The sequence below is a fragment of the Streptomyces scabichelini genome, assembly GCF_011045015.1.
Classification (GTDB): domain Bacteria; phylum Actinomycetota; class Actinomycetes; order Streptomycetales; family Streptomycetaceae; genus Streptomyces; species Streptomyces scabichelini.
In genome coordinates this window covers 39,988-59,629 of record NZ_JAAKZY010000039.1, presented here as the reverse complement: position 1 = coordinate 59,629, position 19,642 = coordinate 39,988, and the positions used below count along the sequence as shown (strand labels likewise).

At 71.4% G+C, this 19,642-nt stretch carries 21 protein-coding genes; 13 read left to right on the top strand and 8 right to left on the bottom strand.

The genetic code is table 11. From position 1 onward, the window contains the following. Positions 1 to 76: 76 nt before the first annotated feature. Positions 77 to 1,651 carry an NCS1 family nucleobase:cation symporter-1 gene (locus tag G5C60_RS15155; RefSeq protein ID WP_165259313.1) on the top strand — a complete coding sequence of 525 codons (1,575 nt, stop codon included), beginning with the start codon at positions 77 to 79 and terminating at the stop codon, positions 1,649 to 1,651. 51 nt (positions 1,652 to 1,702) lie between these two features. Here G5C60_RS15155 and G5C60_RS15150 read toward each other — a convergent pair whose 3' ends face one another. Together G5C60_RS15150 and G5C60_RS15145 are read right to left on the bottom strand one after the other, a co-directional pair. Next, positions 1,703 to 2,365, bottom strand: a complete 663-nt coding sequence (locus tag G5C60_RS15150; protein WP_165259311.1) for a hypothetical protein — start codon at positions 2,363 to 2,365, stop codon at positions 1,703 to 1,705. Positions 2,366 to 2,600: 235 nt separating this feature from the next. Continuing rightward, a complete protein-coding gene (locus G5C60_RS15145) occupies positions 2,601 to 3,647 on the bottom strand; it encodes a carboxymuconolactone decarboxylase family protein (RefSeq protein WP_165259339.1) in 1,047 nt (348 codons plus the stop codon). Positions 3,648 to 3,829: 182 nt separating this feature from the next. Here G5C60_RS15145 and G5C60_RS15140 point away from each other — a divergent pair, with 182 nt between their 5' ends. From G5C60_RS15140 to G5C60_RS53165, 3 genes are read left to right on the top strand one after another with little or no spacing between them, the layout of a single operon-like run. Next, positions 3,830 to 4,930: a sensor histidine kinase gene (locus tag G5C60_RS15140; RefSeq protein WP_165259309.1), complete on the top strand. Its 1,101-nt coding sequence runs from the start codon at positions 3,830 to 3,832 to the stop codon at positions 4,928 to 4,930. Next, complete coding sequence (locus G5C60_RS15135; protein WP_165259307.1) at positions 4,927 to 5,595, top strand: response regulator; 669 nt, start codon at positions 4,927 to 4,929, stop codon at positions 5,593 to 5,595. The genes G5C60_RS15140 and G5C60_RS15135 overlap by 4 nt, the downstream gene beginning before the upstream one ends. Positions 5,596 to 5,630: 35 nt before the next feature. Further along, a complete protein-coding gene (locus tag G5C60_RS53165) occupies positions 5,631 to 6,257 on the top strand; it encodes a DUF4232 domain-containing protein (protein WP_165259304.1) in 627 nt (208 codons plus the stop codon). Positions 6,258 to 6,377: 120 nt separating this feature from the next. On the opposite strand, the gene G5C60_RS15125 is transcribed toward G5C60_RS53165, so the two are convergent. Continuing rightward, positions 6,378 to 7,433 carry a lipoate-protein ligase LplAB gene (locus G5C60_RS15125; protein WP_165259337.1) on the bottom strand — a complete coding sequence of 352 codons (1,056 nt, stop codon included), beginning with the start codon at positions 7,431 to 7,433 and terminating at the stop codon, positions 6,378 to 6,380. 146 nt (positions 7,434 to 7,579) lie between these two features. On the opposite strand from G5C60_RS15125, the gene G5C60_RS15120 reads away from it, so the two are divergent. Beyond that, positions 7,580 to 8,425: an inositol monophosphatase family protein gene (locus G5C60_RS15120; RefSeq protein ID WP_165259302.1), complete on the top strand. Its 846-nt coding sequence runs from the start codon at positions 7,580 to 7,582 to the stop codon at positions 8,423 to 8,425. Here the strand turns inward: G5C60_RS15120 and G5C60_RS15115 are convergent. After that, positions 8,361 to 9,023, bottom strand: a complete 663-nt coding sequence (locus tag G5C60_RS15115) for a hypothetical protein (RefSeq protein WP_165259300.1) — start codon at positions 9,021 to 9,023, stop codon at positions 8,361 to 8,363. The two genes, G5C60_RS15120 and G5C60_RS15115, sit on opposite strands and share 65 nt — an antisense overlap. 98 nt (positions 9,024 to 9,121) lie before the next feature. Here G5C60_RS15115 and G5C60_RS15110 point away from each other — a divergent pair, with 98 nt between their 5' ends. Further along, positions 9,122 to 10,531, top strand: coding sequence for a phytoene desaturase family protein (locus tag G5C60_RS15110; protein WP_165259335.1), 1,410 nt, complete (start codon positions 9,122 to 9,124; stop codon positions 10,529 to 10,531). After that, the gene (locus G5C60_RS15105; protein ID WP_165259298.1) at positions 10,528 to 11,046 is read left to right on the top strand and encodes an O-acetyl-ADP-ribose deacetylase; all 519 of its coding nucleotides are present in this window, start codon (positions 10,528 to 10,530) and stop codon (positions 11,044 to 11,046) included. The genes G5C60_RS15110 and G5C60_RS15105 overlap by 4 nt, the downstream gene beginning before the upstream one ends. 42 nt (positions 11,047 to 11,088) lie before the next feature. Here the strand turns inward: G5C60_RS15105 and G5C60_RS15100 are convergent, their stop codons facing one another. From G5C60_RS15100 to G5C60_RS15090, 3 genes are all read right to left on the bottom strand, one after another. Continuing rightward, entirely contained in the window at positions 11,089 to 12,186 is a 1,098-nt protein-coding gene (locus G5C60_RS15100; protein ID WP_165259296.1) for a glycosyltransferase, read from the bottom strand. Between the two features lie 88 nt (positions 12,187 to 12,274). Further along, a complete protein-coding gene (locus G5C60_RS15095) occupies positions 12,275 to 13,114 on the bottom strand; it encodes a cytochrome c oxidase assembly protein (RefSeq protein ID WP_206439542.1) in 840 nt (279 codons plus the stop codon). Continuing rightward, positions 13,111 to 13,581, bottom strand: a complete 471-nt coding sequence (locus G5C60_RS15090) for a DUF2243 domain-containing protein (RefSeq protein ID WP_165259294.1) — start codon at positions 13,579 to 13,581, stop codon at positions 13,111 to 13,113. Before G5C60_RS15090 ends, G5C60_RS15095 begins: the two co-directional genes overlap by 4 nt. Before the next feature lie 171 nt (positions 13,582 to 13,752). On the opposite strand from G5C60_RS15090, the gene G5C60_RS15085 reads away from it, so the two are divergent. From G5C60_RS15085 to G5C60_RS15060, 6 genes are all read left to right on the top strand, one after another. Continuing rightward, positions 13,753 to 15,000, top strand: a complete 1,248-nt coding sequence (locus G5C60_RS15085; RefSeq protein WP_165259291.1) for a cytochrome P450 — start codon at positions 13,753 to 13,755, stop codon at positions 14,998 to 15,000. A 149-nt stretch (positions 15,001 to 15,149) separates the two neighbouring features. After that, entirely contained in the window at positions 15,150 to 16,157 is a 1,008-nt protein-coding gene (locus G5C60_RS15080) for an SDR family oxidoreductase (protein ID WP_165259277.1), read from the top strand. Positions 16,158 to 16,271: 114 nt separating this feature from the next. Further along, positions 16,272 to 16,670: a ChaB family protein gene (locus G5C60_RS15075; protein ID WP_165259273.1), complete on the top strand. Its 399-nt coding sequence runs from the start codon at positions 16,272 to 16,274 to the stop codon at positions 16,668 to 16,670. Positions 16,671 to 16,696: 26 nt separating this feature from the next. After that, on the top strand, positions 16,697 to 17,083 hold the full coding sequence (locus tag G5C60_RS15070; protein WP_165259270.1) for a DUF2267 domain-containing protein: 387 nt from the start codon (positions 16,697 to 16,699) through the stop codon (positions 17,081 to 17,083). A gap of 60 nt (positions 17,084 to 17,143) precedes the next feature. Beyond that, entirely contained in the window at positions 17,144 to 17,542 is a 399-nt protein-coding gene (locus G5C60_RS15065) for an SseB family protein (RefSeq protein WP_165259268.1), read from the top strand. Positions 17,543 to 17,657: 115 nt separating this feature from the next. Continuing rightward, complete coding sequence (locus tag G5C60_RS15060) at positions 17,658 to 18,350, top strand: CBS domain-containing protein (protein ID WP_165259265.1); 693 nt, start codon at positions 17,658 to 17,660, stop codon at positions 18,348 to 18,350. Between the two features lie 264 nt (positions 18,351 to 18,614). Here the strand turns inward: G5C60_RS15060 and G5C60_RS15055 are convergent, their stop codons facing one another. Continuing rightward, positions 18,615 to 19,505 carry an SDR family NAD(P)-dependent oxidoreductase gene (locus G5C60_RS15055; protein ID WP_165259253.1) on the bottom strand — a complete coding sequence of 297 codons (891 nt, stop codon included), beginning with the start codon at positions 19,503 to 19,505 and terminating at the stop codon, positions 18,615 to 18,617. Between the last annotated feature and the right edge of the window lie 137 nt (positions 19,506 to 19,642).

Sequence of the window (19,642 nt, the reverse complement as noted above, 5' to 3'; positions counted from 1 at the left end):
TTTGTCACCCCTCCCCGCCGTCCCGGGGAGGGGCCCGCACGGCCTTTCCCGTCCCACCTCATTGATTGGCCTGCCCATGACCGAAACCGTCCCCACGGGTCCGCCGATAACCCAGACCGTCGACAACGCCGGCCGGGTCGAACTCACCCCCGACGCCTTCCCCACCTTCAGCCCCTTCGCCAACGAGGACCTGCGTCCCGTCCCGGTCTCCGAGCGCAAGTGGACGACGTACAACTTCGCGGCCCTGTGGATCTCCATGGCCCACTGCATCCCCAGCTGGACCCTGGCCTCCGGCCTGGTCGCCCTCGGCATGGACTGGAAGCAGGCCGTCTTCACCATCGCCCTGGCCAACATCATCGTGCTGCTGCCGATGCTGGCCACCGGCCATGCCGGACCCAAGTACGGCATCCCCTTCCCGGTGCTCGCCCGTGCCTCCTTCGGCATCCGGGGGGCCAACATCCCGGCACTGATCCGCGCGGCCGTGGCCTGCGGCTGGTTCGGCATCCAGACCTGGATCGGCGGCAGCGGCATCTTCGCCCTGGGCTCCAAGCTCACCGGCGGTGAGTGGGAGAACGCGGGGAAGATCGCGGGCAATCCATGGCCGCTGTGGCTCTGCTTCCTCCTGTTCTGGGCGGCGCAGATCGCCATCATCTACCGGGGCATGGACTTCCTGCGGCGCTTCGAGAACTGGGCCGCGCCCGTCGTGATCGTCGGCGCCTTCGTCCTGCTCATCTGGATCGCCGTCAAGGCCGACGGCTTCGGCGCGCTGCTCGACCAGCCCTCGAAACTCGGCTGGGGCGCCGACTTCTGGCCGGTCTTCTTCCCGTCCCTGATGGGCATGATCGGTTTCTGGGCGACCCTGTCGCTCAACATCCCCGACTTCACCCGCTTCGGCGCCAGTCAGAAGGCGCAGACCTGGGGCCAGTCGCTGGGCCTGCCCACGACGATGACGCTCTTCGCGGTCCTCGCGGTGATGGTCACCTCCGGCTCCGAGGTGGTCTACGGCGAGGCGATCTGGGACCCGGTGGTCCTCGCGGCCAAGACGGACAACGCGTTCGGCCTGGTCTTCGCGCTCTTCATCGTGCTGATCGCCACGATCTCCGTGAACATCGCGGCGAACGTGGTCTCCCCGGCCTACGACCTGTCCAACCTGGCCCCGAAGCTCATCAACTTCCGTACGGGCGCGCTGATCACGGGTGTCATCGGCATCCTGATCTTCCCGTGGAAGCTGATCTCGACCCCCGAGTTCTACATCTTCACCTGGCTCGGAGTGGTCGGCGGCCTGCTCGGCACGGTCGCGGGCATCCTGATCGCCGACTACTGGATCGTCCGCCGTACGGTCCTCCACCTGGCGGACCTGTACACGCCCGGCGGGCGCTACTGGTACTCGTCCGGCTGGAACTGGCGCGCGGTGGCGGCCTTCGTGGTCGGCGGGGTGCTCGCGGTCGGCGGTTCGTACTCGACCCTGAACGCCGAGGGCGAGAAGAACGGACCGTTCCCGGTGGACGGACTGATCCCGTTCCTGAAGCCGCTCGCCGACTACGGCTGGGCGGTGGGCCTGGGCACTTCGCTGCTGCTTTACGTGGTCCTGATGGGCGGAAGGGAGCGCGAGCCCCAGCCCCAGGAGGCCCAGCCCCAGGACGCCGCCTGACGGTGGTGCGCCGCGCCGGAGATCAAGCCCTACTGAGCCTCTACCGAGCCTCTACTGAGCTTTCTCCAGCGCGGCCACCGCCTCCTTGGCGGCTTTGATGGCGCCCTTGTTGATCTCGTCCGTACTGGGCGCCTTCTTCGACTCGAAGTCGCTGCCGTTGTACGTGACGACCACCAGCGCGTTGGACGCGCGCACGATCACCATGCCTTCGCGCGTCTGCTGCTTGTCCTCGGTGGTGAGGTTCACGACGGAGTACGCCTCGTCGCCGAGACCGGGGACCGCTCCTCCGCCGCTCTTCTCCGTGGTGTGCTGCTTGTAGGCGGTCCGGGCGGCGTCGTCGGATTTCTTGATCTCGTACGAGACGTCGAGCCAGCGGTAGTCGTACCCCTTGAGCGCGTTCCAGGAGCAGGTGCGGCGCAGGGACTCGTCGGTCGACGGGATTTCCTTGCCTGCCGTCTTGGCACCCGGCACCAGCGAGGTGACCGTCTTCTTCCCCAGGCCGTCACAGGGCGTCGGCGAACTGCGGTACGTCCGGGACGCCGCCGCCGTCGACGGCGCCGACGGGGACTCGGCAGGTCTGTCACCGGACGCCTTGTGATCCGCGGCCGGGGTCGCGGCGAACGGCCCGGACGACAGTGCCCAGCCCGCCGAGGCGAGCACGGCGACCGGCAGCAGACGCGCGGTGAGAGCGAGCGGCAGACTAAGAGAACGCACGGCGCACTTCTCGTGGGGGATGGGTGCGGAGGAGGCCACACTGCGGACGGAGACGCCAGTGTCACACGTGTCCCTGTGGCCGCGGTAGTGCCAACTCGCTCCGTACTCGTGTGGTCACAGCGGCTCCCTGTTGACGCCTCGACGCCTCGACGCCTTGACGCCTTGACGCCTTGACGCCTCGACGCCGCGGCGATACCGGCGTGACTGCACGATCGGCCGGATGATCGACGTCGGTCTATCGCGAGGCGTCGCGCGCACCGGCCGGCCTGGAACTCGGCACCTCGGAGTTCTGACGCGGTGGGAGGGGCAGCGCGCGCTCGATGCGGTCGACGGCGGTGAACGCGCCGTACGCGATCAGATGCACCAGGCAGTGGTCGGTGTGCGGCGGCTTCTTCCAGGCCGCCACGTCCTCGTCGGTGATGCGGTACGGCGCCAGGGCGGCCAGCAGGGCCAGGCGCGCGCCGGGCCTGTCGTCGCGGTCCGGCAGGGCCGGCCACGCGAGCGGAGGGTGCGTGCCGTCCCAGATCTCGACGTTCTCCCGTACGAGATCCTGGTCGGCCTCGGTCAGCAGGCCGGCGCCGGCTGTCGCCGCCGACCGCAGCGCCGCGTACGCCGGGCCGACCGTCGTCCCCGCGGCCCAGGACGGGCCGGGTCCCGCGTCGTCGACGAGGGCGAGGCTCGTGCCCGGCGTGAAGCTGCGGCGCACGGTGCCGGACAGGGAGCGGCCCACCAGGCTGCGTACCGGGCGGAAGCGCTGAATGTTGCCCGGCAGCAGCTTCTCGATCAGCAGGGAGCCCACGATGCGGTTGATGAAGTGGAAGGACAGCGCGCTGCCCACGTACGCGGCGGTGTGCTCCGGCGGGAAGGGAAGCGACGCGACGACCGGGCTGCCCGGGATGCGCGTGGCCTCGCCCCAGGCGAGCACGCGCGCGTGCTCCTCGTTTTCCGGGGAGGCCCCGCGCGCCAGGCGCTCCGCGAGGGCGTGGTCGCCGGTGGCGTGCAGCAGCATGGTGTGCGCGTCCGTGCAGAACGGGCACTTGTTGGCGCGCGAGACCCCCAGGGTCGCCAGCTCCTTCCCGGTGCGGCTGCCCGCTCCCGCGATCAGGGACTCGCGCATCAACGCCCAGGTGGCGGCGAGGATCTCGGGCGCGGAGGACAGGACGACGAAGGTGACCGGGCGGTCGATACCGAAGTCCTCGGAGAGCTGCCGGTAGACCTCGGCGGTGCGGCCGGTGGCGGACTTCGGCGGCAGGGGCTCGGTGTAGCGGAAGGGTGTGGTCATGAACGGTTTCGTCATGCGGACAACCGTGGCTCCAGGGGGCGTCCCCAGGCGTCGTACGGCCGGAGGCAGTTGGCGCTGACGCCCACGGGCCCACCCGGGCAGCGGACTACTGCGGCGGGAGTAGTCCGCGAGCCGTCCACAGGTCTGACGCCGCTGTCGGCGCCGCGGTCTACTGTGCGGACATGCACGGGGACCAGGTCGCACGCAGGCGCCTCGCCGACGCGGCACTCGCCGTCGTGGTCGGCGCGATCGTCGTGTCCGCGGCGGCTTTCGACCAGGACACGACCCCGCTCGACCATGCGTTGATCGTGGCTGGTTCGCTGGCGCTGGCGGCGTACCGGCGGGCGCCGCGCGTGGTGCTCGCCGTGACCACGGTCGCCCTGACGGGCTATGTGCTGCACGCCCATCCCGGACCCGTGTCCGCCCTGCCGGTGGTGGGAGCCGTCCACACGGCGGCTCAGGCGGGGCATCGAGGCGTGGGCGCGGTCGCGAGTGCCGTGTTCCTCGGGGGGTATCTCGCGACCGATCCCACGTCCCAGGACACCGTCGAGCGGACGGCGCTGCTCGCGGGCTGGTTCCTGGTCGCCGTCGTCACCGGCCTCGCAGGCCGCAACTGGCAGGCGTATCTGCGCCAGACCGAACAGCGCGCGCTGGAGGCCGAACGAACCCGCGAGGAAGCCGCCCTGCGCCGCGCGGGGGAGGAACGCCTGCGCATCGCCCGGGAGTTGCACGACTCCCTCACGCACAGCATCTCGATCGTCAAGCTCCAGGCAGGCGTCGCCGTGCACCTCGCCCGCAAGCGCGGAGACGAGGTGCCGCCCGCACTGCTCGCCATTCAGGAGGCCGGCGGTGAGGCGATGCGCGAACTGCGCGCCACACTCGACGTGTTGCGCACCGACGAGCCCACCGGCACTCCTGCCCTGCTCGTGGAGCGCGCCCGCGCGGCCGGCCTCGCCGTCGACCTGACCGTGAGCGGCCGAGAGCGTCCCCTGACGGCGACCGTGGACCGCGCCGCTTACCGCATCGTCCAGGAAGCCCTCACCAACGCCGCCCGACACGCGGGCCCCGCCAAGGTCACCGTCCAACTGGACTACGGGGAGAGCGAGTTGGAGATACGTGTCGAAGACGACGGCACCGCCGACCCGGCCCGGCCGCCCACCGAGGGCATCGGCCTCACCGGCATGCGCGAACGCGTCACGGCACTCGGCGGCACGCTGCACGCCGCCCCGCGCGCGGAGGGCGGCTTCTGTGTGTGTGCCCAACTGCCGTTGGACGCCCCGTGATCAGGGTCGCGCTCATCGACGACCAGGCGCTGATGCGGGCCGGGTTCCGGGCGCTCCTGGAGGCCGAGGACGGCATCGAGGTGGTCGGCGAGGCCGCCGACGGTGCACAGGGACTGGAGCTGGTGCGCGCCCACGTCCCCGACATCGCCCTCGTCGACGTCCAGATGCCGGTGATGTCGGGCATCGAGGCCACCCGCCGCATCGCCGCCGCCCCCGAACTGTCCGGCGTACGCGTCGCCATCCTGACCAACTACGGCCTGGACGAATACGTCTTCGAGGCGCTGCGTGCCGGAGCAAGCGGTTTCCTGCTCAAGGACACCGAGCCCGCCGACCTCCTCCAGGCCATCGAGGTCGTGGCGCGCGGCGAGGCACTGCTGTCGCCGTCCATCACACGCACGCTGATCGGCGAGTTCGTGTCCCGGCCACCGGACCGGGCCACCGCTCCCGGCCTGGAGTGCCTGACCCGCCGCGAACGCGAGGTCACGGCACTCGCCGCGCGCGGCCTCACCAACGAGGAGATCGCCGCCCACATGGTCGTCAGCCCGTTCACGGCCAAGACCCACATCAGCCGCGCGATGACCAAGCTCGGCGCCCGCGACCGCGCCCAACTGGTCGTGTTCGCATACGAGTCGGGACTGGTGGCGGCACGCGGTCACGCGGAGTGAACCCTTCCGCCGAGGACGCGTGCGATGATCGGCGCGTGATCGCGACACGCCGCAGACCAGCCCGCTTGGCCGTCCTCGCCTGCGCGCTGGCGGTGACCGCGAGCGGCTGCGGTTTCTCGGCCGAACTGGACCGTGAACGTAACCCTGACCGCAAGCCGACACCGACGCCGACCCGGGCCGCGCCGCCACCCGTGGCCGCGACCCCCAAGGCTGAGCCGACCGTGTCGGTCCAGCCGGAGTCCGGCTGCCCGCCGTCCGGGTTGCGCTTCCGCACCGACATGGTCAACTCCGCCATGGGGCTGCGCGCCACGAGCCTCCACCTGACCAACTGCGGTTCACAGCCGTACGAGTTGAACGGCTACCCCTCCATCCAGGTGCTCGACGAGGCGGGCGATCCCCTCACGGGAGTACGGACCGTCGAGGGCACGGACCAGGTGCCCATGGCCCCACAGGACCCGGGCCCCGAGCGGCTGACCCTTGCTCCGGGCCAGACCGCGTACGCGAGCCTGTACTGGCGAACCCATTACGAGAAGGCCACGCTTCTGCGCGTCGCGCCCGAGAAGGGGCGCGCCGCCACGACCGTACGCGCGGAGGACTACCTCGACATCGGCCCGGAGAACATTCTCGGGACGACGGCGTGGAAGCGCCTTGGTCGGGGCTGAAGCCCGGTGCTGTACCGCGCCCCTTAAGCGCGCCCCTAGGGGCGCGCTTAAGGGGCGCGGGGAACTGCGCGACCAGCCACAGACGGCCCGCAGATCCCTGACCGCCCTCCCAGCGGAGCGCTAGGGCACCCTGGCCGTCCACTCCGGCGAGCCGAACTTCGTCCGTGCCAGTTCCTCCGCGCGTGACAGCTCCTCCGGAGTCACCTTGCCGTCCGTGAGTCCGTACCGGCCGCGGAACGACTCGATCATCCGGTCGATGACGGCCTCGCGCGGCAGTCCCGTCTGCCGGCGCAGCGGATCCACCCGCTTCTTCGCGCTCCTGATGCCCTTGTCGGACAGCTTCTCCCGGCCGATGCGCAGCACTTCGAGCATCTTGTCGGCGTCGATGTCGTAGGACATGGTCACGTGGTGCAGCACGGCACCGTGCGACCCGACCATCCGCTTCTGGGCCGCTCCCGCGATCTTCCCCTGCTCCGTGGCGATGTCGTTCAGCGGCTGGTACCACGCCTTGATCCCCATGTCGCCGAGCGCGCCGAGGACCCAGTCGTCGAGATACGCGTAACTGTCCTGGAAGGACAGGCCCTGAACGAGGGCCTCGGGCACGGACAGCGAGTACGTGATCGTGTTGCCGGGCTCCACGAACATGGCGCCGCCCCCGGAGATCCGGCGCACGACCTCGATGCCGTGCCGCGCGGCTCCCGCCGGGTCGACCTCGTTGCGCAGCGACTGGAAGCTGCCGATGATCACAGCCGGGGCGCCCCACTCCCACACGCGCAGAGTCGGCGGACGGCGGCCCGCGGCGACCTCCGCGGTCAGCACCTCGTCGAGCGCCATGTGCAGCGCGGGCGACTGCGGGCCCTCGTGGACGAGCTGCCAGTCGTAGTCGGTCCAGTCGGTGGCGTGTGCGAGGGCACGGCGTACGGCGATCCCGATGCCCTCCGAGGTCAGGCCGTACATGACGGTGCCCTCGGGGAGCGCGGCGTCGATGCGGGCGGCCAGGCCGGTCGCGTCGGTGTCGGCCGGGGCGCCGTTCAGCGCGTGGTTCACGGCGTCCAGGGCCTCGTCCGGTTCGAGGAAGAAGTCGCCCGCCACGCGCGGGTGCCGCAGGACTCCGTCCTCGACGTCCAGGTCCACGACGACGAGCTTGCCGCCGGGGATCTTGTACTCACCGTGCACGATCGGCCTCCGTTCAGTTCCCTCGGGGATCAACGCCGACTCCGGGTCGTTGATTCCGGTCACCAGGCGTGGGGAGTTCATGCCGATTCCACCCGGAGTGCACCGGCCGGGCGGGGATTGTCAGTGACCCGTGCTCTCATGGAGTGGTGATCGAAGACAACGAAACCATCGAAGAGTTTCTCGCGCACGGTACGTCCGAGGTAGAGGAAGCAGTCCGCAAGGCGGCGGCGACGGAGATCATGCCGCGTTTCCGGCAGCTCGCCGCGCACGAGGTGGACGAGAAGACCGGCCCGCACGACCTGGTGACGGACGCCGACCGCAAGGCCGAGGAGTACCTCACGGCGGCGCTCGGCGCCCTGTTGCCCGGTTCGGTCGTGGTCGGCGAAGAAGCGGTGCACGCGAACCCCGAGACGTACGAGGCGATACAGGGCGAGGCGCCGGTGTGGATCGTCGACCCGGTCGACGGAACACGGCAGTTCGTGCACGGCAACCCCGGCTTCTGCACGCTGGTCGCGCTCGCGCTGGGCGGCAAGGTGCTCGCCTCCTGGACGTACGCCCCGGCGCTCGACCGGTTCGCCACGGCGGTACGGGGCGGGGGCGCCGCTCTCGACGGGGTGCCGCTGCGCTCCGGTTCGCCCGCGCCCGACCGACTGCTCGAAGTGGCCACATCTCACCCGGACTTCACGACCGACGCCCAGAAGCGCGCGCTGCTCGGCCTGCGCACGGAGGGAGTGCGGACACGGCCCTGCGGCTCCGCCGGCCTCGAGTATCTGAACGTCGCGCGCGGTGAGCTGGACGCCACGGCGTTCTCCTGGGAGGCGGCCTGGGATCACGCGGCGGGGCTGCTGCTGGTCGAGGAGGCGGGTGGCGCCCATCTGACCCGCGCGGGGGAGCCGTTCCGCATAACCGGCGGCAACGCCCTTCCGTTCACCGCCGCCCGGGACGCGGCCACGGCTCGCCGGGTGGCGGGGTTGCTGTCGGGCGGAGCCTGACCTGCAGTCCGGTGTACTCGGGCCGCAGGTCGAAGCGGATGGTGACGACTTCGAACTCGGCCACGGTGCCGACGGGCGGCCAGCCGTCCGGGTCGTGGGGCAGCCACCCCATGTCCACGAAACCCGCCGCCGGTGATCCGATGTCCACGAACAGGCCTGTTCTTCCCGGTCCCCAGGGCAGGGCGGAGACCGTGCCGGTGACGCATGAGCCCACCGGGAGCGGCCCGGTGTCGTAGCGCGTGAAGTGCCGGTGTCGTACGGCCGCGGACCACGCCCGCTCGAACTCCGCCTCCGTGACGTCCTCCGCGTGCGGCGGCCGCTCGACGGGACCTTCCGCGAGGACGCCGTACACCGTCTCGTAGAGCTGCACGCCGACGAGCCCGAACTTCTCGCGCACGACGGACAGTTCGGCCAGCGAGGCGGCGACCGACGCACCACCGGCAGGGCTTCCGGCGAGTCTCTCGAACGGCTCAGGCAGACGCGGCACCTCCAGCGTCGCGTCGAACACCGCCTCCCGCGACGCCCACCCGTCCTCCTCCACCTCGAACCAGTACCAGCAGCCCTCCTCGGGCACCTGAATCCGGAACCGGCGCGTCATCCGGCGAAGACTACCCGCGCCCCCGGGGCTGTCGGCGGCCCGGCATATCCTGATCCCGAGTGGCCATCGGCTGACGAAGGAGTCCGAAGGTGCCGTCGATGCTCGATGCGGTCGTGGTGGGTGCGGGGCCGAACGGACTGACCGCTGCCGTGGAGCTGGCCCGCCGCGGTTTCAGTGTGGCCGTCTTCGAGGCACGCGACACGGTCGGCGGGGGCGCCCGCACCGAGGAGCTGACGCTGCCCGGCTTCCGGCACGACCCGTGCTCGGCCGCGCACGCGCTGGGCGTCAACTCGCCCGCGTTCAAGGCGATGCCCCTGCGGCGGTACGGCCTGGAGTGGCTGCACCCGGATCTGCCCATGGCCCACCCCTTCCCGGACGGCAGGGCGGCCGTGCTGTCCCGGTCCGTGGCCGAGACGGCCGCATCCTTCGGACCGCGCGACGCGGGGACGTACCGCAGGCTGGTCGAGCCCTTCGTCGCCAGATGGGACACGCTCGCCCGGGACTTCATGTCCCTGCCGCTCACCGCACTGCCCCGCGACCCGGTCACGCTCGCCCGCTTCGGCCTGGTCGGACTGCCGCCCTCGACGTGGCTGACGCGCAGATTCCGCGACGAGCGGGCCAAGACGCTGTTCGCCGGTCTGGTCGCGCACATCATGTCCCCGCTCGACGGCTTCGCCACCGGCGCCGTCGGCCTCGTCTTCGCGCTGTCCGCGCACGCGGGCGGCTGGCCCGTCGCGCGCGGCGGCTCCCAGTCGATCTCCGACGCGCTCACCGCGTATCTCAAGGACCTCGGCGGCACCGTCCACACCGATTACGAGGTCAAGCGCCTGGACGACCTGCCGCCTGCGCGCGCGTACGTCTTCGACACCTCGCCCGCCGCGCTCAGCCGGATCGCGGGCTTCGGGCGGTACTACGAGCGGTATCGGTACGGGGCGGGCGTCTTCAAGATCGACTACGCCCTTGACGGACCGGTGCCCTGGGCCGCGAAGGAGGCGCGCCGCGCCGGGACGGTGCAGGTCGGCGCGAGCAGGGCCGAGATCAGTACCGCCCTGCGCGAGGCGTCGCGGGAAGGCCGGGCACCCGACGCGCCGTTCCTGATCACCGTGCAGCCCAGCGTCGTCGACCCGTCCCGGGCACCGGACGGAAAGCATGTCTTCTGGGCGTACGGCCATGTGCCGAACGGCTGGACCGGGGACCTCACCGACGCGATCGAGCGCCAGCTCGAGCGGTTCGCGCCGGGCTTCCGGGACCGCGTCCTGGCCCGCGCCACGGCGGGCCCGCCCGAGATCGCCGCCCGCAACGCGAACTACGTGGGCGGCGACATCGCCTGCGGCGCGGCCTCCGGACTTCAGCTGATGCTGCGCCCCAAGCCGTCCCTGTTCCCGTACAGCACCCCGCATCCGGCCGTGTTCATCTGCTCCTCGGCCACCCCGCCGGGGCCGGGTGTGCACGGCATGTCGGGGCACAACGCCGCCAAGGCGGTGTGGAGGAGGCTGCGCCAGTCATGAGCGCCACGACTGCCATCGAACTCGTCCAGGGCGACATCACCCGGCAGTCCGTCGACGCCATCGTGAACGCCGCGAACTCCTCGCTGCTCGGTGGCGGAGGCGTCGACGGCGCCATCCACCGGCGCGGCGGCCCCGCCATCCTCGACGAGTGCCGCAAGCTCCGCGCGTCCCAGTACGGCAAGGGCCTGCCGACCGGGCAGGCGGTCGCCACGACCGCGGGCGACCTGGACGCCCGCTGGGTGATCCACACGGTGGGCCCGGTCCACAGCCGGAGCGAGGACCGCTCCGACCTGCTCGCCTCCTGCTACCGGGAGTCGCTGCTGGCCGCGGACGAGCTGGGGGCGCGTACGGTCGCGTTCCCCGCGATCTCCACCGGTATCTACGCGTGGCCGATCGACGACGGCGCGCGGATCGCCGTGGAGACGGTACGGGCCACGGAAACGGCGGTCGACGAGGTCAGGTTCGTCCTCTTCGACGAGCGGGCGTACGAGGCGTTCGCCGCGCAGCTCGGATGACGGTCACGAAGTGGGGTGGGGGCCATCTGCCGCGTTCGGCGGCTACCGTACGCCCATCTGCTGATAGGCGGCGAGACACCGCTGTGCGCACGCGTCCCAGGTGAACTGCTCCAGCACCAGCTGGCGGGCGTTCTCTCCGAGCCGCCGGGCCAGCGGCCGGTCGGCGACGAGCGTGCGGATACGGTCCCGCAGCTGGGCCACGTCGCCGGGATCGACCAGGTAGCCCGTCTCCCCGTCCCGTACCACCTCCGGGAGTCCGCCGACCCGGCTGCACACCACGGCGGTGCCACTGGCCATAGCCTCGATCACCGCCAGGCCCAGCAGCTCGGAGATGGCGACCGGGCGGCCGTAACAGGTCAGGGGCACCGAAGGCAGGCAGAAGACGGCCGCCCGCCGGTACAGCGCGGCCACCTCGGCGTCGTCGGCCTGATGGACGAAGCGGACCTGCTTGCCACTGGCGAGTCGGGCCAGCAGGTGCAGATAGCCGGATTCGGGCGGCCGCGGATCGTGCCCGGCGGTGCCCGCCACCGTCAGCGGTACATCCGGCGGCAGCGCACGCAGCAGCCGGTCGACGCCCTTGTGAGGCGTCAGCCGTCCGACGAACAGCACACCCGCACCATCCTCCTCGGCCCCGGTGGCGGGGAAGTACCGCGCCGGGTCGGCACCCCCGTAGACCACCGTCGTCCGGTCGGGTGGCGCATCGAGGGTCTGCGCCGAGAAACGGGAGACCGTCAGGAAGCGGTCGAACAGCCTGGGCAGCAGTCCGCCCCAGCCGCCGCCGCCCAGGCCGTGATCGGTCACCGCCAACGCCTGGCCGCGGACGCTCCCGGCCAGCGCCGCCGTCCGGCCGGGGGCGCTGCGCATGTGGTGGACGTGGACCGCGTCGGCGCCGGACACCGTCGACGGCAGCAGGGGACTGACCGGGTGGGCGGGATGGCCGTGCAGCCGCAGCCACGGCCGGAGTACCCGGATCCGTAGCCCGCCCCGCTCCCGCACACGACGCGGATGCCGTCCGAACGTCACCACCTCGCAGTCGACCTCGCGGGCCAGCGCCCGGGCCAGCTCGACCGGGTAGCGCTCACCGCCGCCGAACAGACCGTCGACCCCGAAACAGGTCGGAGCAACGTGGGTGATCCGCACCGACGTCAACCCCTTCCTCGCGGTGGGTTGTCCCCGAGGTTCAGCAACGCGGAGGTTCAGCAACGCGCGGCACTCCCAAGTACCCCCGTCACCGGCCGTCACGCGGGGGAACGGCGGTTCTTCCGAGGTTTCCGAGGTGGGCCTTGCGAGGGATGCACGTGTGTATGACGGGGTGCGGAGGTCCCGGCTGCCGACGCTCCCGGCCGGTCCCTCGGGTGAGCGCCCGTCCCTGTGCGCGGTACCACTGGTGTGCCATCACCAGCGCCAGGCCGATCTCCACCACGTCTCCGCCGTAGTACATGACCTGGGAGGCGAGGTGGAGATCGGCCGCCGTGTAGGCCGTGCCGGGCGGGCCCGCCACGTAGAGGCTCTTGGCGAGGACCGCGTGGGTCGCCGCGGCGGCCAGGAGGGTGCCGGCGCGCAGAGGCAGCCCGGCGCGGTGCCGAAGCGGGTCCAGGGCCAGTACGGAGAAGGTGAACAGCGTCCCGGCCGCGAAGAGATGCACGTACAGCCACGGGCTCTCATGCACTCCGTGCGGCAGGCGAGCCCGGTACAGCAGCCAGAGTCCGCCGACGTCGATCACCGCGGCGACCGGCGGGAACGCGAGTACGGCGACGAGCCGGGACCGCGTCACCGACACCAGCGTGCGCCGGACCGCCACCGGGACGGCGCGCAGGGCCAGCGTGACCGGTCGGGCGAGCACGACCAGCAGCGGCGCCGCCATACCCGCGCCCAGGTGTCGGGCCATGTGTCCGGCGAACGGCGGCAGATACGCGTTCCACGGCACGGCGACCGAGCAGACCAGCGTCGCGCCGGCCAGCCAGAAGACGGCATCGCGCCGACGCGGCCAGGAGTCCCCGCGGCCCCGCAACCGGCCGGCGGCGAACGTGTACAGCGAGCAGCAGACCAGGACGAGGACGGCCGTCACCCGCGGGCACCGATGCCGGACGTCCAGCGGTACGGCTCGGCCCGCCGGCGGCGAGCCCGCCGCCACAGCAGCACACCGGCGGCCAGGAACAGTACGGCGATCACGTTCCAGGTCCAGTCGTACGGTGCCGGATCGACGTCGTAGCGGATCTGATGGAGCCTCAGCAGCTTGTGCTGGATGGTGCCGTCGTACAGCTGGAAGCCGCCGATCCCCAGACATACCCCCGACCACCAGGCCGGGCGCAGCGGGCCGTTCCTGCGCCGCAGGTCGGCATAGAGGACCAGGCCCGCCACCATCGCCAGCCAGCCCCCCGCGTGGAACAGGCCGTCGGACACCAGTCCCACGTCGGGGGTGGACTTGTCGTAGAAGTGGTGCCAGTGCAGCAGCTGGTGGAAGACGGTCTCATCGACGAAGGCCGCCACACCGATCCCGGCGAGCAGGCCGCCGGCCAGCGAGCGCCTTCTCATCCGTCCTCATCCGTCCTTTCCCACGGCCGCATCCTCGACGGACGGTCCGACGGGGCCGCTGGGTACCCGCCGCCTTCGTCCCCAAACGGGCGGCCCGGGTGACCTGTGGCTGGAACCACCTGTGGCTGGAACCAAGGGCGTCGTTGCCGACCGGCTGGGCACTCGCCCGCCATGGACGTACACCGCCGCCCCCTGACCGAGGGCACCCTGCCGCTTCTGGCCGAAGGCTACGGCTGGCTTCCCAACCGCATGCGCGAAAGCACGGCCCCCGTCGTGCGCCTCCGGCTCCTCGGCCGGCGCGCGGCGGCTGTACGCGGGCCGGAAGCGGTGCGGTTCTTCTACGACGAGCGGCACATACGCCGCCACGGCGCTGTCCCTGGGCCCGTGCTGGGCACCTTGTTCGGTCAGGGCGCGGTCCATACGCTCGACGGGGAGCCCCATCGCGCCCGCAAGGAGCTGTTCCTGCCCTTGCTGACCCGCGACTGGATTGCCGATTCGGCAGAGGAGATCACCGCGGAATGGGATGAGGCCGTTCCCTCCTGGCGCAGGCGTCCCCAAGTCGTCCTGTTCGACGAGGCGAGCGTGGTGATCACCCGCGGGGTCCACCGGTGGGCCGGTGTGCCGCTGGACGAGGCCGAAGCGGAGCCGGTGGCCCACGATCTGGTCGCGATGGTCGACGGCTTCGCGACTCCGGGCCCGCGTCACTGGCGTGCCCGGCGTGCCCGCGGCCGGCAGGAGGCCCGGCTGGCGCGCCTCGTCGAGGACGTCCGCTCCGGCACGGTCCCCGCACCGTCGGACTCCGTGCTCGACCGCGTAGCCGGGCACCGCGACGCGTCGGGCGAACCACTGGACGCACGGACAGCCGCGGTGGAACTGCTCAACGTCGTCCGCCCCACGGTCGCCCTCTGCTGGTTCATCGCCTTCACGGCGCACGCGCTGCACCGGTGGCCGCAGAACCGCGAGCGACTGCGGGCCGGCGACGTCACGTTCGCCGCGGCGTTCGTCCACGAAGTCCGCCGCTTCTACCCCTTCGCCCCGTTCCTCGGCGGCAGGGCCGCCACGGATCTGTCCTGGCACGGTGAGCGCATTCCGGCCGGCGGGATCGTGCTGCTGGACGTCTACGGGCAGAACCACGACAAGGGCCTGTGGGGCGACCCGTACGCCTTCCGCCCGGGGCGGTTCCTGGAGCGGCCCGTCGAGCGCGACGAACTGATACCGCAGGGCGGCGGTGATCCGCGAACCGGACACCGGTGTCCGGGCGAGGGCATCGCCGTCGGGCTGCTGGAGGCCCTCGCGACGCGCCTGGCACGACTGGAGTACGACGTCCCGGACCAGGACCTGACGATCCCTCTGAGGCGCATCCCGACGCGCCCGCGCAGCGGCGTCGTCATCGCCGGCGTACGGACCACGGCCGCCTGACGACCAGGCCGATGCGTACCCTTCCCGGGCTGTCGCCGCGTCGCGATGAGGCGATTGCCTCGGTGAGCGGGGGGGTACCCGGCAGGACCACGTACCGTCCGTGCCTTCCGTACGTCGTCTTCCGTCCGTCTCATCGAAGGGGGCTGCCCATGCGGGTCAAGGGTGCTGTTGTCGTCGTGACCGGGGCATCGAGCGGCGTCGGCCGCGCCGCCGCCCTGGCGTTCGCGCACAAGGGAGCCTCGGTCGTGCTGGCGGCACGCCGCGGGGACGCCCTGGAGGCGGCGGCGGACGCCTGCCGGAAGCGGTCCGGCGCGCAGGCCTTGGCCGTGCCGACCGACGTGACGGACGCGAAGGCCGTCGAGGACCTGGCGGCACGTGCGGTGGAGCGGTTCGGCCGGATCGACGTATGGGTGAACGCCGCCGCCGTGACGGTGTTCGGCCCGTTCGAGGAGACACCGCTGGAGGACATCCGGCGCGTCATCGACGTCAACCTCATGGGATACGTGCACGGAGCGCGCGCCGCCCTGCCCGTCCTGCGGGAGCAGGAGCACGGTGTGCTGGTGAACGTGTCCTCCGTCGCCGGTGTGATCTCGCAGCCCTACACGCACGCGTACGGCATGTCCAAGTACGCGATCCGGGCGCTGAGTTCGTCCCTGCGCCAGGAACTGCGCCTGGCGGGAGCGCGGCACGTCAAGGTCTGTACGGTGCTGCCGGCCTCCATCGACACCCCACTGTTCGAGCAGGCGGCCAACTACACCGGGCGGCGGGTCGTGCCCATGCCGCCGGTGTACGCGCCCCAGCGGGTGGCCCGGACGATCGTCGACCTGGTGCGCGTGCCCCGAAGGGAAGTCGTGGTCGGCCCCGCGGCACGCGGACTGGTCCTGCAGTCGAGGTTCGCTCCCGGCCTCGTGGAGCGGCTGATGGCCGTTCAGGCCGATCGCAGTCACCTGTCGCGCCACGAGTCGGCCCCTGCCACCCAGGGCAACCTGCGCCGGCCCGCTCCCGGGACGGGAGCGGTGGACGGCGGCTGGGGCGGTCGCCGCCGTACCGCCGTACGCCGCATCGCCACCACAGGGCTGGCCGCCGCCGCCACGGTGGCGGCGCGACGCGCGAGGGCAGCAGGGGCAGGGGCAGGAACGGGGACGGGGACGCGCTGAAGATAGCGAAGACGCGCCGGGGGTACTCGCCGCACAGAGGCGCCCACCGGGACGCGCCCTGGGCGAGAAGGCCGGCGCCATGACCACACGCACCGGAAATGGGAGGTGAGTCCCGTGCCGGGACAGCAGGAACTGCCGTCGACTCTGGATCGGTCGCCCAAAGACGCGCAGCGGACCTGGGTCAAAGCCCATGATTCCGCCGTCGAACAGTACGGCGAGGGCGAGCGGGCGCACCGGGTGGCCTACGCGGCACTCAAGCACAAGTACGAGAAGGTCGGCGATCGCTGGGAGCGCAAGGAGAAACGGCGCAAGGGCCCGTCCGATCCGCTGGCGGCACGGCCGCGGCAGAAGGGCGGGCGCAGCGGCGAAGGGGTGGACGAGCAGGCTTCCAAGCAGCATCTGTACGACGTGGCCAAGGAACTCGGTGTCGAGGGACGGTCCCGTATGACGAAGTCCGAGCTGCTGGATGCCGTACGCAAGGAAAATCGCTCCACCCGCAAGGCCCGGAGCTGAAACAGGAGCAGTTCAGGGAGCGAACGATGACGCACACGGAATTCCTGGCAGTCGTCCGGGAACAAGGGGAATACGCGGACATCGATGAGGCCGCACGCGTCGCCGAGGCCGTACTGAGCACCCTCGGCGAGCGTCTGCAGCCGGCGGCGGCTGATCATCTGGCCGACCAACTCCCCCTGGAGATCGGCGAGTTCCTCACCGGTGTGGGCGAGAGCGGCCGGACCTGGGGTGTGCAGGAGTTCCTCCACCAGGTGGCGGTCACAGCCGACGACGACGAGGAGACCGCCCGGCTGCACGCCGAGGCGGTGCTCACCGCGCTGGCCCGCACGGTGTCGGGCGGTGAGCTGAACAAGCTGCTCAGCCGACTCCCGGCCGGCTACGCCGAGCTCTTCGGCCACGCCGAACTGACCTGACCTGACCGACCGGAAACTTGAATTCCGCACAGTGACTGGACCGACTGGACTGGATGCACGATGACTGACTCCCCGTCCGACAGCGCTGCTTCTGCCGTCCGGCAGGCCCTGCGCGCGGTCGTCGAGAACGGAGCGGACGACGCGGCGCTGCGCATGCTGGCCGGCAGCGAGGTGCTGATTCCCGCCGATATCGAGGCAGCGGGCCCGGATCCCAGGTCTCTGAGCCTGCCCGTGTACGAACTCGGCGACGGCACCGAGCTGGTGCCGGTCTTCACCACCCAGGCACGTATGCAGCAGGCCATCCCACAGACGGGGCGTCATCGCAGCGTGGTGCTCGGTGCGCTCGCCCGTGGCTGGCCGTCGGAGAAGCTGTCACTGGTCATCGATGCCGGCACGCCGGAGGAGCTGGCGCTCACAGCTCGTGGTGTCAGGGAACTGCTCGACCGCGACGACAGCTGAAGCTGACTTCTCTCCCTGCTTCACGTGGACCTTCTCGCTGCGCGGCCGTCGGTGTGGACGGCGGTCCGTCGGGTACGCGGCGGCAGAGCAGGAAGGCGGGAAGGAGGCGGAACGGATGGCCACGCAACTGTTCGACCGGCAGGAGGTACGCCGTCTCGTCGAGCAGGAACAGGCCGCACTCGTCGAGGTGCTGCCGCGCGAGCCGTATGAGCAGGCCCATCTGCCGGGCGCTCTCCACATTCCACTGCGTGATCTGGAGCAGCGGGCCCCGGAGCGGCTGGATGGCGGGCTGCCGGTGATCGTCTATTGCGCCGACCACCTGTGTGACATGAGCCCGCGGGCCGCCGTCCAGCTCGAGCGGCTCGGTTTCCGCCGGGTCTACGACTACGTTCCGGGCAAGGCCGACTGGCTCGCCGCGGGAATGCCGAGGGAGGGAACGTCGGCGCACAGGACTCGGGCCGCGGACGCGGCCGATCCGGACGCGCCGACCTGCACGGCCGACGAGCCCGTCCATGACGTCCTGGCCGCGCTCGACGGAGCGGGGCGGCGAGTCGGCGTGGTGGTCGGCGATGACCAGGTGGTCGTCGGTCTTCTCGCACACGAGGACGCGGCTTCCCACATCGACGGCCTGGTGGAGGACGCCATGCGGCCGGGGCCGACGACGGTACGGGCCGACCAGCCCCTCGGCCCTCTCAAGGAACGCATGGAGGATTCCGGGGCGGTGGCTCTTCCGGTCACCGATCCCGAAGGGCGCCTGATCGGACTTCTGGAACGCGAACACATCGACCGCGCGGGGGACGGACGATGAAGCGCACCCGGTGATGGATCCGGAAAAGGCGCCGGAGGCCGGGGAACGGGATTGGGCTTGGGCGAAGGGCCGGGCGGAGGCTCAGGCACGGGACGCGGTGGCGGAGGGCCCGGTGGCGGGTCGGGGCGGCCGGGGCCCGGCGGTGACGGCGTCGGTCCGGGAGGTACGGGGCTGGGCGGCTCGATCACAGTCGCCTCCTTCGCACTGGCACAGTCGCCTCCTGCGCGCTGGGGGAACCTCTTGGCACTGGGAGAACCTCTTGCGTCATCCGAACCGGGCGGCGAGTCGGCGGTAGAGAGACGGTGCCGCGCCGTGCAGCCGGGCGGGCAGGCGGAGCCAGCCGGGTACGTACACCTCGTCGCGGTTCCGGGTGACGGCCTGCCAGACGGCGTCGGCGACTCGTTCGGCCGGTACGGGCCTGGGGCGCGCGCGTGCGTAGGGGGTACCGCGCCGCTCGAAGAAGGGGGTGTCCACGACTCCGGGCACGACGTGGCTGATGCCCACGCCGGTGCCGCGCAGTTCGTAGCGGAGTGCCTCGGCGAAGGTGCCGAGGGCCGCTTTTGCGGCGGAGTAGACGGCCTCGCCCCGCACCCCGAGGCTGCCCGCCACGGAGCCGATGAGCACCACGCGGCCGGTGCCCTGGCTGACCATGCCGGGCAGCAGAAGCCGTACGAGACGGACCGGCGCGAGTACGTCCACGGAGAACACTTCGTCGATGGCCTGCGGCGGCATGGTGTTGTACGGTCCCGACCAGCCGACGCCGGCACCGGCCACCAGCAGATCCACCCGGCCGACGGAGTCGAGGACGTACTCGGCCAGCCGACGATCGGCCCCCGGCTCGGCCAGATCCGCGGGGAAGGCGGCGGCCGACGTGTCATGGGCGACATCCCTGAGCCGGGTCCGGTCGCGTCCGTTGAGTACGAGGTGCCAGTTGCCCTCGGCCGCCAGGCGCCGTGCGACGGCGGCGCCGATGCCCGAGGACGCGCCCGTCACCAGGGCCACGCTCGCTCTGGGTGCTGAGATGTCGACCAGGTGCGGGTGAGTGTCAGGGCCTGTCCCCGCCGCCGTGGTGCCGACGGGCGCGGTGGCTTCGGAGCCGCTGTGGAATGAGTTGTGGGGCACGGTAGTCGTCCTCTGCAACCGGTGAAGCCACATGTCGACCCGAACGACTCGCCGTTTCGGCGGCGAGGATTCCGAGGAGTATCCCGGCCGGACAGACGCCGAACGTCCGGATGTGGCCGCCCGTCTCGGAAAGCGGGGCGGGCGACGGGGTACCCCAGGCCAGTGTAGGG

Excerpts from the sequence above, each read along its gene's own strand:
- G5C60_RS15155 (WP_165259313.1), top strand. The coding sequence starts at position 77 with ATGACCGAAACCGTCCCCACGGGTCCGCCGATAACCCAGACCGTCGAC.
- G5C60_RS15145 (WP_165259339.1), bottom strand. The coding sequence starts at position 3,647 with ATGACCACACCCTTCCGCTACACCGAGCCCCTGCCGCCGAAGTCCGCC.
- G5C60_RS15140 (WP_165259309.1), top strand. The coding sequence starts at position 3,830 with ATGCACGGGGACCAGGTCGCACGCAGGCGCCTCGCCGACGCGGCACTC.
- G5C60_RS15115 (WP_165259300.1), bottom strand. The coding sequence starts at position 9,023 with ATGACGCGCCGGTTCCGGATTCAGGTGCCCGAGGAGGGCTGCTGGTAC.
- G5C60_RS15110 (WP_165259335.1), top strand. The coding sequence starts at position 9,122 with ATGCTCGATGCGGTCGTGGTGGGTGCGGGGCCGAACGGACTGACCGCT.
- G5C60_RS15105 (WP_165259298.1), top strand. The coding sequence starts at position 10,528 with ATGAGCGCCACGACTGCCATCGAACTCGTCCAGGGCGACATCACCCGG.
- G5C60_RS15090 (WP_165259294.1), bottom strand. The coding sequence starts at position 13,581 with ATGAGAAGGCGCTCGCTGGCCGGCGGCCTGCTCGCCGGGATCGGTGTG.
- G5C60_RS15085 (WP_165259291.1), top strand. The coding sequence starts at position 13,753 with ATGGACGTACACCGCCGCCCCCTGACCGAGGGCACCCTGCCGCTTCTG.
- G5C60_RS15080 (WP_165259277.1), top strand. The coding sequence starts at position 15,150 with ATGCGGGTCAAGGGTGCTGTTGTCGTCGTGACCGGGGCATCGAGCGGC.
- G5C60_RS15070 (WP_165259270.1), top strand. The coding sequence starts at position 16,697 with ATGACGCACACGGAATTCCTGGCAGTCGTCCGGGAACAAGGGGAATAC.
- G5C60_RS15065 (WP_165259268.1), top strand. The coding sequence starts at position 17,144 with ATGACTGACTCCCCGTCCGACAGCGCTGCTTCTGCCGTCCGGCAGGCC.
- G5C60_RS15060 (WP_165259265.1), top strand. The coding sequence starts at position 17,658 with ATGGCCACGCAACTGTTCGACCGGCAGGAGGTACGCCGTCTCGTCGAG.
- G5C60_RS15055 (WP_165259253.1), bottom strand. The coding sequence starts at position 19,505 with ATGTGGCTTCACCGGTTGCAGAGGACGACTACCGTGCCCCACAACTCA.